The organism is Klebsiella pneumoniae subsp. pneumoniae HS11286 (assembly GCF_000240185.1).
GTDB lineage: Bacteria > Pseudomonadota > Gammaproteobacteria > Enterobacterales > Enterobacteriaceae > Klebsiella > Klebsiella pneumoniae.
The window spans coordinates 2,587,617-2,601,114 of sequence record NC_016845.1 but is presented as its reverse complement, the minus strand read 5'-3'; the positions used below and the strand labels follow the sequence as shown (position 1 = coordinate 2,601,114).

16 protein-coding genes are annotated in these 13,498 nt (G+C 55.8%); 7 read left to right on the top strand and 9 right to left on the bottom strand.

The genetic code is table 11. From position 1 onward, the window contains the following. Window positions 1-171 precede the first annotated feature (171 nt). From KPHS_25800 to KPHS_25750, 6 genes are all read left to right on the top strand, one after another. The gene (locus KPHS_25800; protein YP_005226880.1) at window positions 172-594 is read left to right on the top strand and encodes a prolyl endopeptidase; all 423 of its coding nucleotides are present in this window, start codon (window positions 172-174) and stop codon (window positions 592-594) included. Window positions 595-749: 155 nt separating this feature from the next. Beyond that, complete coding sequence (locus KPHS_25790; RefSeq protein YP_005226879.1) at window positions 750-1,937, top strand: MFS transporter; 1,188 nt, start codon at window positions 750-752, stop codon at window positions 1,935-1,937. A gap of 228 nt (window positions 1,938-2,165) precedes the next feature. Next, window positions 2,166-2,456 (top strand): hypothetical protein, encoded by a 291-nt coding sequence (locus KPHS_25780; RefSeq protein ID YP_005226878.1) that lies wholly within the window; start codon window positions 2,166-2,168, stop codon window positions 2,454-2,456. Window positions 2,457-2,664: 208 nt separating this feature from the next. Beyond that, window positions 2,665-3,426, top strand: coding sequence for a trans-aconitate 2-methyltransferase (locus KPHS_25770; RefSeq protein YP_005226877.1), 762 nt, complete (start codon window positions 2,665-2,667; stop codon window positions 3,424-3,426). Window positions 3,427-3,586: 160 nt separating this feature from the next. Further along, window positions 3,587-3,907 carry a putative carboxymuconolactone decarboxylase gene (locus tag KPHS_25760; RefSeq protein YP_005226876.1) on the top strand — a complete coding sequence of 107 codons (321 nt, stop codon included), beginning with the start codon at window positions 3,587-3,589 and terminating at the stop codon, window positions 3,905-3,907. Beyond that, window positions 3,898-4,278, top strand: a complete 381-nt coding sequence (locus KPHS_25750; RefSeq protein ID YP_005226875.1) for a tautomerase family protein — start codon at window positions 3,898-3,900, stop codon at window positions 4,276-4,278. Before KPHS_25760 ends, KPHS_25750 begins: the two co-directional genes overlap by 10 nt. Window positions 4,279-4,827: 549 nt before the next feature. Here KPHS_25750 and KPHS_25740 read toward each other — a convergent pair. Further along, entirely contained in the window at window positions 4,828-5,022 is a 195-nt protein-coding gene (locus tag KPHS_25740) for a hypothetical protein (protein ID YP_005226874.1), read from the bottom strand. 4 nt (window positions 5,023-5,026) lie between these two features. Continuing rightward, window positions 5,027-5,743: a hypothetical protein gene (locus tag KPHS_25730; protein YP_005226873.1), complete on the bottom strand. Its 717-nt coding sequence runs from the start codon at window positions 5,741-5,743 to the stop codon at window positions 5,027-5,029. 179 nt (window positions 5,744-5,922) lie between these two features. Between KPHS_25730 and KPHS_25720 the strand changes: the two genes are divergently transcribed. After that, on the top strand, window positions 5,923-6,144 hold the full coding sequence (locus tag KPHS_25720; protein ID YP_005226872.1) for a tautomerase family protein: 222 nt from the start codon (window positions 5,923-5,925) through the stop codon (window positions 6,142-6,144). A 167-nt stretch (window positions 6,145-6,311) separates the two neighbouring features. Here KPHS_25720 and KPHS_25710 read toward each other — a convergent pair whose 3' ends face one another. The 7 genes from KPHS_25710 to KPHS_25650 form a co-directional block, all read right to left on the bottom strand. Continuing rightward, a complete protein-coding gene (locus tag KPHS_25710) occupies window positions 6,312-6,758 on the bottom strand; it encodes a GNAT family acetyltransferase (protein YP_005226871.1) in 447 nt (148 codons plus the stop codon). A 253-nt stretch (window positions 6,759-7,011) separates the two neighbouring features. Beyond that, complete coding sequence (locus KPHS_25700; RefSeq protein YP_005226870.1) at window positions 7,012-8,463, bottom strand: altronate oxidoreductase; 1,452 nt, start codon at window positions 8,461-8,463, stop codon at window positions 7,012-7,014. 113 nt (window positions 8,464-8,576) lie between these two features. After that, window positions 8,577-9,107 carry a putative acyltransferase gene (locus KPHS_25690; RefSeq protein YP_005226869.1) on the bottom strand — a complete coding sequence of 177 codons (531 nt, stop codon included), beginning with the start codon at window positions 9,105-9,107 and terminating at the stop codon, window positions 8,577-8,579. Between the two features lie 77 nt (window positions 9,108-9,184). After that, window positions 9,185-10,609, bottom strand: a complete 1,425-nt coding sequence (locus KPHS_25680; protein ID YP_005226868.1) for a putative transport protein — start codon at window positions 10,607-10,609, stop codon at window positions 9,185-9,187. A gap of 114 nt (window positions 10,610-10,723) precedes the next feature. After that, window positions 10,724-11,092, bottom strand: coding sequence for a DUF4186 domain-containing protein (locus KPHS_25670; protein YP_005226867.1), 369 nt, complete (start codon window positions 11,090-11,092; stop codon window positions 10,724-10,726). Then, the gene (locus KPHS_25660; protein YP_005226866.1) at window positions 11,092-12,018 is read right to left on the bottom strand and encodes a glutaminase; all 927 of its coding nucleotides are present in this window, start codon (window positions 12,016-12,018) and stop codon (window positions 11,092-11,094) included. Before KPHS_25660 ends, KPHS_25670 begins: the two co-directional genes overlap by 1 nt. A gap of 80 nt (window positions 12,019-12,098) precedes the next feature. Next, the gene (locus KPHS_25650; protein YP_005226865.1) at window positions 12,099-13,487 is read right to left on the bottom strand and encodes a putative aldehyde dehydrogenase; all 1,389 of its coding nucleotides are present in this window, start codon (window positions 13,485-13,487) and stop codon (window positions 12,099-12,101) included. Window positions 13,488-13,498: the final 11 nt, after the last annotated feature.

Below are 13,498 nucleotides of genomic sequence, written 5' to 3'. Positions count from 1 at the left end.
AATATTGAATGATTCTTTTTTTATTATGATGAAGAGGTATTGTTGGCGCAAGGCGGATGTTAATCCGCTATGGTATTTACAGAGAGAAGGTGGCGCCTGGGCACGGCTTAACACACGCCGGGCCGATTTACCGGTACAGTATCAACTCAACTTATGCTCACGGGAGTCATTATGTCGTTCTGTCATATGCGCATTGCCAGGCCGGTCAGCGAACTGGACACCACCGCCAGCATGTATTGCGCCGGGCTGGGACTCGAGCCGCTCGGCAGCTTTACCGATCATGAAGGATTCAGCGGGATAATGCTCGGCGCGCCCGAAGCGGGCTGGCATCTGGAATTCACCCACTGCCGCCACCATCCCGTCACCCCCTCGGCAGGCGATGAAGATCTGCTGGTGCTGTACTATCCGCAGCAGGCGGCATGGGAGGCACAGTGCGCAGCCATGGACGCCGCCGGATTTCTGCGCGTTACGGCGTTTAACCCTTACTGGGAGGTCAATGGCGTCACTTTCGTCGACCGGGACGGCTACCGCACGGTATTGCAAAACCGCGCCTGGGGCATGGTGTGTGATTCGTCGGGTATGGCGGCGAGCTGACGCTGAGCGAGGCGGGCGTTAAGCGCTGTAAAAGCAGTTATTTACATTCGTACAAATATCGTTCCCGTCGGTTACCGATAAAACGCTGTCGCGCCTCGCCAGCGCCCTCACGGCGCGCTATGCTACACATCCCGTTGTATTAACCTCTTATCCCTATGAGCACTTCCGTCAGCACTACACAACTCAATTTGCGCATTATTTCGATCGTTGTTTTTACCTGTATCTGCTATCTCTCCATTGGTCTGCCGCTGGCCGTACTGCCGGGCTATATTCACTATCAGCTGGGCTACAGCACCTTTGTGGCCGGAATTGTGATCAGTCTGCAGTACATATCGACGCTGATAAGCCGGCCGCACGCCGGGCGCTATACCGATATCTGGGGGCCGAAAAAAGTGGTCAGCCTTGGGATCGTCTGCTGCCTGCTCAGTGGCGCCTTCACGCTACTGGCGGTAGTCCTGCAGGCAACGCCGATGCTGGCCATTGCCGCGCTGCTGGCGGGCCGGGTGTTTCTCGGCGTCGGCGAGAGCTTTACCGCCACCGGCGCCACCCTGTGGGGGATCAAAACCGTCGGCGCGATCCACACGTCACGGGTTATCTCCTGGAACGGCGTGGCGACCTATGTGGCGATGGCGGTCGGGGCGCCGCTGGGAGTTACCCTCAATCACTATTTTGGCATCAGCGGCTTTGCTACGGTGGTAGTGCTGGTCGCGGCCATCGGTCTGCTGTTCGCTCGTACCCGCCAGGACGTCAAGGTGAACGCCGGCGCCAGAGCGCCCTTTCACGCGGTGGTGCGAAAAATCTGGCCTTACGGCCTGGGGCTGGCCTTTGGCACCGTCGGTTTCGGCGTTATCGCCACCTTTATCACCCTCTACTTCGCCGCGCACAGCTGGCAGGGCGCCGCGTTTACCCTTTCGCTGTTCAGCGTCGGCTTTATCTGCGTTCGCCTGGTGCTGGGAAATACCATTACCCGCTTTGGCGGAGTCCCGGTCTCCCTGGCCTGCTTCATCATCGAAAGTCTCGGCCTGCTGCTTATCTGGCTGGCGCCATCAGCATGGATGGCCGGCGTCGGCGCCTTTCTCACCGGTTCGGGTTTCTCGCTGGTCTTTCCGGCCTTAGGGGTTGAGGCGGTAAAGCAGGTGGAAGAGCAAAATCAGGGAACCGCCCTCGGCACCTACTCGGCGTTTCTTGATCTGGCGCTGGGCCTGACCGGGCCGCTGGCCGGCTGGGTCGCCGGGTTCTACGATCTCGCCACGCTGTATCTGCTGGCGGCGATCGTGGTGGCGCTCGCATTCCTGCTGATTTTCCGCGTACATCGGCAACAGCGGCTTGTCGCCAGAGAGTAGTGTGGCCCGGCTCGCGGGCTGCCGCGGTCCGATGACGCCGGCAAAAAATGAATCGGCAATTGACGACGATTCGGCTTCCGTGCCAACATCCCGTCAGCGTCTGGCAACAGATGCATGGACGGTACTGGTAGACAACAGAGTTCGCGCAACGATCCAGCCCGGTACCGTAGTCCAATCCGAATCACTGACCCACACGGTGAATTCCTGATTCTGGCGGGAAACACAGACATGCACCAAAGTTTTAATCAGCGCGTTCATTTCTATTACTGCGTCCTGGTCGCGCTGAAGATGCACGGAAAATCGAAAAAAGCGGGTGGTATCAGGGGAAAGAATAACTTTCTGCTGAAATGGCTGCGCCGGGCGCAGGATAACAACATTTTTCCTCCCGATATCACCAGTGAAATCGAATGGCTGCGAGGAAAAATTATTCAGGCTGGCTATGACACCGATCTCGAGCCGATGCTGGATTTTGTCTACGCCACCGCCAGCCGCGCCGAGGCGCTCAAAAACGCCGAATAGGCTCCTGCGCCCGCCACGGGCGCAGAGACGTTCCCTGCCATGTCTCAATCCCAGGTTCGGCCAACAGCGCAGGCGCAATCCAGCCACGTTCTATTTTGTGACACTGTCACGCACAAAGGTGACCGCTGAGGTTCATTAACCGCTGACATGCCGCCTGACGCGTTCTATGCTTTCCCCTGTCTCCCTCCTCACACAGGAACTGCACCCGATGGCCGACTGGAATCCTTCGTTGTATCTGCAATTTGACGCTGAACGTACCCGCCCCGCGGCCGACCTGCTCTCGCGTATTGCCCATCTGCAGGTCGAGCACGCCGTCGACCTCGGCTGCGGGCCGGGAAACAGCACCCGCCTGCTACGCGCCGCCTGGCCGTTGGCGACGATCGTCGGTATCGATAACTCCCCGGCCATGCTGGTCCAGGCGGCGCAGGCCTTGCCCGACTGCGAATTCATTGATGCCGATATTGCCCGCTGGCGGCCTGCGCAACCGCCAGATGTGATCTATGCCAACGCCTCTCTGCAGTGGCTGACGGATCATGAGACGCTTTTCCCCCATCTGGTAAACCAGCTGGCGGACAACGGAACGCTGGCAGTGCAGATGCCGGATAACTGGCAGGAACCTTCCCATACCCTGATGCGTCAGGTTGCCAGCGAGATGGGGTTGCCGGACCGTGGACGCCAGCCGTTACTCCCGCCCGCCGCCTGGTACGATCTGCTCAGCCGCCAGAGTTGCGAAGTTGATATCTGGCGCACCACCTATTTTCATCCCCTTGCTTCTCATCAGGCGATTGTCGACTGGCTGCAGGGCACCGGGTTACGCCCCTATCTGGCAGGCCTGGACGAGCAGGCCGGAAGCGCGTTTCTCACACGCTATCTCGCATTGCTGGCCGCATACTATCCGTTACAGTGTAACGGGAAGGTGCTCCTGCGTTTCCCACGGCTGTTTATCGTGGCGCGAAAGATCGCCGCCTGACCGTTGGGATAGGTGGGCAGAAAAGCGGAGTGATGAAAGGTGTAAAGGATCGGCTATACCATCCTGATTTTCAGGATTGATAATCCCGAACGTTGCGATATTCAATATCTTAGTCAGCGTGCGACAGTGATGACTCCTTTAACCTGCAAAGAGAATCACTATGAGTACTCCTCCTGTCGATCGCCGAACGCTGGCTGCTATCGCGCCAAAGCTAGCCGAGCTGACCGAAACGGTGCTGTTTGGCGATATCTGGGCGCGTAGCGAGCTGTCGCCCCGCGAACGCAGCCTGATCACCCTTTCCGCCCTGACGGCGCAGGGCAAAACTGAACAGCTGCCGTGGCACATCGCGTTCGGCTATCAGAATGGCCTGAGCCGGGAAGAAATTGTCGAATTGTTTACCCATCTGGCGTTCTATGCCGGTTGGCCGGCGGCGGCCAGCGCCCTGACCTGCCTGAACGCGCAGGAGGCGTCATGCCCTTGACCCGAATTTCGCTTGGCACCGCCTGGCGTCCCGCGGAGTTTGCTCAATTGTCGGCGCTCTTTCATGAGTGTCTGGTGGCGGAGTTCGACGTTCCGTCAGCAGATAGATTTCAGTTTATCGAACGGGCCGCCGATGAGCAGCGCATTTACGACCCGCACTACCTCAGCGAAGGACGCAGCGCCCGCTTCGTGCTGTTTCATATTTTCGCCGGAAAACCGCGCAGCCGGGCGCAGAAACAGGGACTCTATCGTCGGCTCTGCGCGCGGTTAGACGATGAGATGGCGGTCAGCCCGCAGGACGTGATGGTGGTTATCCAGTTTAACCAACTGGAGGACTGGAGTTTTAGCGCAGGGAAGATGGCGGATGAATGAGACAGGCGGCGCCGCAAGAGGCGCCGCGTTTCAGCACTATATCATTTGCTACCATGCACAACAGCGATCGTTCCATGAATCACGATACATGATGTTCCCTTCTGTGTATATCCAGGTGATCGTCTCATAACGGAAATCAATGTCTTCAAGGTGAGTACTTGTCATTCCGGCCGGATGTAAATTTGGTGTGATTGCCGTAATCTTAATATTCGCCATCGCTATGTTAAAATATTCAACTTCCAGTCCCGCCTCATTTATTCTGTACATTTTTAGCGTTGCCGATCTTAATGTTCGACCTTCACAAAGAGCCCTAAATAGCAAAGGTGTTGTTCTGTCAAACTCTTTTTGAATTTTAACCGGTGTATGAAGACGGGTTCCCGTCAGCTTTCCTGTATTATTATCGGTAGGTAACCAAACATGATGATTCACTGCGCGCAATTCGATGGAACCCGTGCGTGTGGGCATCAGGCAAGAACCTATAATAGGCGAATCATTCTCATCAGTTAACCATAAATATGCTGGATTTGACATTACCCCTCCTCTTTCATATCAGTTTTTAACTTTAAACCAAACGACAACGTGAAACCCAATGATTAATAAAACAAAAAGTCCTATTAAGTTAATGGCAATGTCAGGAAAAAGAGAGACTGCAATCATGCTAAATATAATGATTAATAATACAATACCCCATCCCCATAAAAAAAGAATGAATTCTTCTTTTAACCATCTTTTCAAGAAATCCATCCATTCACCTCATTAATTTAATAAGTAATTCAGCAAGTTCATCATCAGAAATAATCATCGGATTTAAATAAGGAACGCCTGTGATGACAGGTTCGATGAGAAAGTACATCATCTCCAGATGGTTAGCGTATAACGCATTGTAATAAAATGAATTATGCATTTTCAAATTGTCAGCGCTATTAGCGGCATCCTGAATCAATCCATACACGTTTAATACCACTGCGGTAGCAGTTACACTCCCTTTAAGGACTAATGACCTTGCCCTGTTGATACGCCCATATACAACAGTATTAAACCTGGAAGTCTGGCAAATCATGGTTGCTACTGCCATGATTAAAATACGATTAGTTAATCCTGAAGATGATATGTAAACTCCCGCGCCGACAAGCTTCTTGAGAATATATTGAGCTTTTTCTTCTTTTTTATTTTGAAAGTAGGTTTCTATATATATTTTAATCATTTGGAAAATGATATCACGGCTTTTAACTAACTGCGCCAGCCCTGCAATAAATCTTGTGTCCTCTTGCTTTAACTTAGAACAAACATCCTGATAATTATCCATTAAGCAGGAAGTATAATACGAAGCACGGGTTATACCATTTCCCATTTGATTCAGTGTATCAATAACATTCTTTTTTACTCCAGCAAATGCTTCATCAAATTTCATGGCAAGAATACGCTCCGCCTCGATTGAGGTAATGATGAAATTCCTATAATACATAATTAGATCCTTCCTTTATTAGATCATTCATTGTTCCGGCACATATTTCTTATGATCATCTGGCCTTTCAATATACTTATAAAACGATGGCCTTGATAGTAATATTGACTCTACTCTTTTGTTTATATTCCCTCGCACCCTGCCCGGTTTAAAATATCTCGGTTAGCTATTACTTCGTATTGTTTCATATTTTCGCTGGAAAACCGCGCAGCCGGGCGCAGAAACAAGGACTCTATCGTCGGCTCTGCGCGCGGTTAGACGATGAGATGGCGGTCAGCCCGCAGGACGTGATGGTGGTTATCCAGTTTAACCAACTGGAGGACTGGAGTTTTACGCAGGGAAGATGGCGGATGAATGAGACAGGCGGCGCCGCAAGAGGCGCCGCGTTTCAGATGATATAATTTACTACCACGCGAGATGATGCACCAGCGAGAGATCCCAGGCCGTTGCCAATAGCGAAAGAAACATAATCACATTGACCACTGTTTCAAGACGTTTTTCCATCGTTGCTTCTCCTGAGCCTGTTTCCCCTGTTATAGCGGGAAAAGCTTAACAACCTCTTACCGCTTCAGGACTCAAGCGTGATCCTGTAGCGTACGTAATCGTCAGCCGGGGTAAACTCATCATACAGATGACGGGCGGGATTATCACGGCGCGTATGCCAGTACAGCCGCGACCAGCCTTTGTCCGCCCCTTCGCTTTGCAGCGACTTAATCATGGTTCTGGCAATACCCTGTCCACGGAAGGCGGGATCGACAAACAGATCCTCCAGATAGCAGATCGGCGTGGTAACCCAGGTTCCCTCATGAAGAACACAGATAGCGAAGCCGACCACCGCATCATCCACCACCGCGACTCTACCCAATACAGACGAGTTTACATCCAGCATCCGCTGCCAGGTGCATTCGGTCACCTCTTCCGGCTGCGGGCTACCGTAAAAACGAGTGTAGCCTTGCCAAAGCTGAAGCCATTCGGCTTTGTCGTGGGGCCGTACTTCCCGGATATCGATGACCATGAGAGTTTCCTTACAGATGAATGCATTAGCCTGCGAATATTGGCAGGAGATATGAGTTGAGGTCATTATTTTCCTGCGCAGATATTTGTTCAAGCTCTTCGGCCATAATTCACCTGCTGTTCGGAACGATTTGGCACTAAAAAGCCGTATGCAGAGGAGCCACTGACCGGCTGTTACAGGTTAGTATAATAGTATGTTGTAACTAATAAAAATCCTGCACAACCCGGCCGCAGCCGGGTGTTTAGATGGACTATCAGCAAAGAGGTTTGACGGCGTTGCGCATACCGCAGGTCAGGATAGCGTCAAGGTCGGCAGTCACCAGCTCCACCAGCCCCGGGATCTGGCTCAGATCCTGCTGCCAGTGATCCGCCACGCTGAGCACGGCGGTGACCAGCTCGCGAGTGCTCATCTGGCCATCGCGATGGCGGGCCCACAGCGTTTGATAGCGCGATATCCAGTCGGCGTCATCCTGTACTGGATAGCTCTCACCATCCCGCTCTCCCCGGTAAAAGGCGATCAGCGCCGCCAGGGCAAAGGTCAGACGCGGCGGCAGGGCGCCATGCGCTTTCTGCCCCGCCAGCAGCTGCGGCAGAATACGGGTGCGGTACTTGGTCATGCCGTTGAGCGCAATCGAGAGCAGCTGATGTTTAATATAGGGATTACGGAAGCGCCCTGTCACGGCGCTGGCGAATGACACCAGCTCATCGCGCGGCAGATCCAGCACCGGAATAATCTCGTCATAAATCGCCTTTTCGACAAACGCGCAAATCTCCGCGTCGTTCATCGCCTCACCCACGGTGTCGATCCCGGCCTGGAAGGCCACCGGCACCAGCGCGGTGTGCGCCCCGTTGAGGATCGCCACTTTGCGCTCTTTATACGGCTTAATATCGTCCACAATGCGCACATTCAGCGGCAGTTTATCGAGACGCAGCTCGGCCTCCAGCGAGGCAGGTCCCTGGATAACGAACAGGTAGAAATGCTCAGCGGTATCAAGGAAAGCATCTTTATAGCCGGTCTGCGCCTCGAGAGCCGCCACTTCATCACGCGGATAGCCGGTCACAATGCGATCCACCAGCGTCGAACAGAAGGTATTCGCTGAGGTCAGCCAGGTGATAAATGCCTGCGGCAGTTCCCATTCGCTAGCATAGCGCAGCACCAGCGCCTGCAGCGCCTCGCCGTTATAATCGATCAGCTCGCAGGGAATAATCACCCATCCCTTGTCGGCCGCACCGGCGAAATGCTGGTAACGCTCAAACAACAGACGGGTCAGTTTCGCCGGATAACTGACCGGCGGCGCGTCGTCAAACCGATCCCCGGCATGGTAGCTGATGCCCGCCTCGGTGGTGTTGGAGAAGACAAACCGCATCTCCGGGTTATGCGCCAGGCGTAAAAAAGCGTCGAAGTCTGCGTAAGCGCTGATCTCCCGGTTGACCGAGCGGATAAGACGCGCATCGCTGACCGCTTCGCCCTGCTCGTTCAGGCCGCGAATAATAGTCGTGTACAGGCCATCCTGGGTGTTCAGCGAAGGCGGAAAATCTGTGGCGATAGGCCGCACGACCACGATGCCCGCATTCAGGTCGGTATGCTCGTTGAGCAGGTCGATCTGCCAGTCAACGAATGCGCGCAGGAAGTTACCTTCCCCAAACTGGATGATACGGTCAGGGTACTGCGCGCCGGGGAAATCACGACGGTTTAAAGTTTTCACAATGGGTTCCCTCTAATAGTAGTCATACAACCTGAGTAATTGGTCCAATAAGTTATCAGGTTTTGCTACCAGTGAAACCCTGTTTTGATCAAAGCAATCTGCAATAGCGGCCGTCAGGGCAGAAACTTATAGAATAGTGAGGTGGCAGTCATTTCGCCGTCGGGCATCAGCGCATAGCGCGGAATTTCCCCCACTTTTTCCCAGCCGCAGCGGGCATAGAACTGTTCCGCCCCGCTGCCGGTCGCCGTGTCCAGCACCAGCACCGTCTTCCTTTCCCGCCGGGCAATGCGCTCCAGCTCGCTCATCAATGCCTGGGCGATCCCCTGGCGGCGGACATTTTGGTGAACCAATAATTTGGCGACATCCGCTCGATGGGGCTGGTTTTCCGGTTGACTGGTGATAAGTTGCACGGTGCCAACGGGACGTTCCTCCGCGTCGAAGGCGGCCAGCACAATGCGCTCCCCGGCCGCCACGCTGTCGGCAGTGCGTTGCCAGAACGTTATCGCCGTTTGCGGCGCGAAAGGCAGCATAAAGCTCACCGAGGCGCCGCCGTTGACGCAGCTTGCCAGGATCTCGCTTAATGCCGGGAGGTGATGGAGAATATCGTCACGCGAGAGCGTGCGCAGTGAAAAGGATGTGGTCATAAAAGCTCCCTGTTATCGACCACATCACTATGTTTTTAACCAAAAATTAGCACAAGTAGGATCCCGATAGGATTTTCTTATGGCGCGCTTTCGGTCAGCGTCGGCATACAAATTTGGTTACGACCGCTCTGTTTGGCTTTCACCATCTCATCGTCCGCCGCCAACAGCAGCTGGTTAAACAGCTCGGTGATGCGGGCGTGGCCTACCTCGCGCGTCTCCAGTCCCAGACTGATGGTCAGGTGGATCGGGTTCTGGCCCAGGCCGAAAGGCTGCGACTCCACCCCGTGACGGATCTTTTCCGCCAGCAAATAGCCCTGCTGGGCGCTGTCGACGACGGCGGCCACCGCAAACTCTTCTCCGCCGATACGGGCCACCATCCCCTGCTCACCCACCAGCTGTCGAACCTGCTGGGCAAACTGGGTCAGCACGCAATCGCCGCCTTCATGGCCCAGAGCATCATTCACCCGTTTGAAGCCATCGATATCCAGCACCATCACCGTCAGCAGCTTATCCGCCGGCAGCGTCTGACGCTTCAACGCTTCGCTCAGTCCGGAACGGGAATAGACGCGGGTCTGAAAGTCAAAATCGGCGCGCAGGGCCAGCTGCTTCACCAGCGTGTTAATCGCTTCGACACTGGATGCGACAATCACCGGGCTAATCAGCATGGCGGCAATTCCGAGGCGGGTGGAGAACAGCTGCCACGGCTGCATTCGCGCATCTGGCGAAAAGTGAATTAACGAATTAGCGACCAGCAGTATTTCGCCGATGCCAGTGAGAAAAGTCAGCAGACAGGTCAGCGGCAGCGGATAGCGTACAGCGCACCAGATCAAAGCCGGTAACGGGAAGGTAATGCTGCCCGCGCCGCCTACCGCCAAGCCAAGCGCAATTGACAGGACCAGCGCCAGCACCGGCAGCAGCTGGCGAAAGCGAAAACCGCTTAATGCCGAAGGCAGCGTCAGGGTCAGAATAAAGGGCAGGATTAATACCGCCGTTGAGAACTGTTCGCTAAACCAGTCCGCCAGCTGGGGAACGAAGGTGGCGCGTTCAACATCCACCGACCCCAGCGCGCCGACCGCTGCGCACAGTAAGGCGGCTAACAGGCAGAAACAGAATAAATTAAGCGCGTTTATCGGGCCCGGCATGGAGTCGGCGCGACGTTTATCCCACAGCACCAGCTGCGCCAGCGTCACAATAAAGACAATATTGGAAAAGTTAATCAGCAATGAGGCAAAGCCCATACCCCAGCGCGAGGTTAATCCGTCATAGACCAGCATTGCCGCAAAACAGACGGCATAAAAATAGCTGCGGTTAAGCCATACATAGCGTGCAAAAATCCCGGCCATCACTGCATTGAGCGGCCAGAAGAAAGAGAGCTCCTGCACCAGACGCAGCATAGCGCCAAGAAAATGCAGCAGTAGCGTTAACGTAAATAAGACCAATGCATCGCGCACGGGTTGTTCTTCACGAAACAGCGTAAATGACCGAATCGACAGTGAAGACATTCAGTAATTATCCGTCTAATTGTTTCAGGAAATTATTATGTTAATAGTTAGTTAGCGGATTATCATAACATGAGAATATTTATCAGGCATACTCCGGCGCCGATCAAATGCAAATTAGCGCACAGACGGCGCATTCATTTGTAGCACCAGCCAGCGGTGGATGACCTGCACGATATAGTCCTGCTCCGGCTCGCTCAGCGCGCGGCCGTGGGGAATGGCATGCCATTTTTCCAGGCAGCCGCGACAGCAGGTAGCGGTCGCGTGCTGGGCGATAAACACCGGGTGACCGCGCATCGGCGTCTGCTTGCCATCATTGATCGGCGCAGCGGGCGCCAGCCGCTGGCGAATAAAGTCTGCGGCATGCCGATCGATAACCTCCGGTCCCTTATCGAGACAGTATTGCCGCTCTTTCCCCCCCAGACGGAAGCGTGAGCGAAACGTCGAGCGCGCCAGGCGCGCAAACAAGCGATCCTGATCGACCATCAGAACACCGACCTCCCCATCCGCTGAGTCAGTTTTTCCAGTATCGCCACGCCGGCCAGCGAGTTCCCGGCGTCGTCAAGCTCCGGGCTCCACACGGCGATCGCCATCTCCTGCGGGACAATCGCCACGATCCCGCCGCCGACGCCCGATTTCGCCGGCAGGCCAACGCGCCAGGCGAATTCACCGGCGTTCTGGTACATGCCGCTGGTCATCATCAGGGCATTAACCTGGCGGGACTGGATGGGCGCAATAACCGGCGCGTCGAGATGCGGGGCAATGCCGCGGTCGGCGAGAAACAGAAAGGTTCGCGCCAGCTCAACGCAGCTCATCTCCAGCGAACAGTAGTGGAAATAGTTCTGCAGCACGGTGGCGACGTCGTTATGGAAGTTACCAAAGGATTTCATCAGCCAGCCGATGGCGGCGTTGCGCGCCGAATGCTCAAACTCTGAGCGAGCCACCACCGGATCGTAGGCGATATCGGCCACGCCGCTCAGACGGCGGACAATCTCCAGCATCCGCTGACGCGGGGCGCTGAGCCGGCTCTGCAGCATGTCGCAGACCACCAGTGCCCCGGCGTTGATAAACGGGTTGCGCGGTTTGCCCTGCTCGATCTCCAGCTGCAGAAGCGAGTTAAAGGGCTGGCCGGAAGGATCTTTCCCCACCCGCTGCCAGATCTCCTCCTCCTGATAGTGGTTCATGGCAACCACCAGGCTCAATACCTTGGAGATTGACTGGATGGAAAAACGTTCATGGGCATCGCCAGCGGCAAAGTGCTGACCGTCCACCGTACTGATCGCGATACCAAGCTTGTCGCCGCTGACGCTGGCCAGCGCCGGAATATAATCCGCCACTTTTCCGCGGCCAATCAGCGGCCTGATTTCTGCCAGAATGGCTTCCAGCATTGCATTATTGATAACCGTCGCCACACGCGGCTCCTTGCCCACCATCAAAATTCGGTGGGCGAGTATAGCAGACGTGGACGACGGTCGTCAGGGGCTAACGTTGATTAGCGACGGTCTTTCCAGACGGTCTGCACATTACAGAACTCGTGCAGGCCAAAATGCGACAGCTCCCGGCCAAAACCGCTCTTCTTTACGCCGCCGAAGGCCACGCGGGCGTCGCTGGCGCAGTAGCCATTGAGGAAGACGCCGCCGCACTCCAGCTCGCGGGCAAAGCGCTGGGCCTGCGCCTCGTCGGTGGTATAGACCGTGGCGGACAGGCCAAACTCGCTGTCGTTGGCGAGGGCCAGTGCATGGTCAGCGTCGCGAGCGGTGGTCAGGGTTGCTACCGGACCAAACAGCTCCTGACGAAAGCCGGTCATCCCGGCGGTGACGTTGCCCAGCACCGTTGGCGCATAGTAGTTGCCCGCCCCTTCGATTTTTTCCGCGCCCAGCAGCAGAGTCGCTCCTTCATCAAGGGTCGCCGTTACCTGTTGGTGCAGTTCATCGCGTAAATCGAACCGCGCCATCGGTCCGACGTAGTTTTGCTCGTCGCGCGGGTCGCCCATCTTCAGCGCTGCCACGGCGTCGACAAATTTGCGGGTGAAGGCCTCGGCAATGCCGGCTTCGAGAATAAAGCGTTTCGACGCCGCACACACCTGGCCGCTGTTCTGATAGCGGCCGGTGACGGCGGCTTTCACCGCTTCATCGAGATCGGCATCGTTGAGCACGATAAAGGGATCGGATCCCCCCAGCTCAAGCACGCATTTCTTCAGCGCCGCGCCCGCCTGGGCGCCAATCGCCTTCCCGGCGCGGACGCTGCCGGTGACGGTCACCGCCGCGATGCGGTCGTCATTGATAATCTGCGAAACGCCGTCATTGGTGGCGTTCACCCAACCAAATACACCATCCGGCAGGCCGGCGGCGGCAAAAATTTCGCCCAGCAGACGGGCGCTGCCCATCACGTTCGGGGCATGCTTCAGCAGATAGCTGTTGCCGGCCAGCAGGATCGGCACCGCGCCGCGCATCACCTGCCAGACCGGGAAGTTCCACGGCATCACCGCCAGTATGGCGCCCAGTGGACGATACTCAATTACAGCCTGGTTATTTTCCACCAGGGTAGCTTCCGTCGCCAGCATCGCCGGGCCGTGTTCAGCGTACCAGTCGCAGAGGTTGGCCGATTTCGCCACCTCGCCACGCGCCTGAGCGATCGGCTTGCCCATCTCAAGGGTGATCATCTGGGCCACCTCTTCACCGCGGGCGCGCAGCGCGGCCCCGATGCGGCGCAGGGCGTCGGCGCGGTCGGCAAGCGGCGTCTGACGCCACTGGCGATAGCCCGCCGCGGCGAGCGCGATCGCCGCGTCGACCTCGCGTTCGCTGGCCCACGGCAGCGAGGAGACCACCTCACCGGTAGTCGGATTGACGGAGACGGCGTGCGTTGCAGATAAATTCATCATTATTCTCTCTC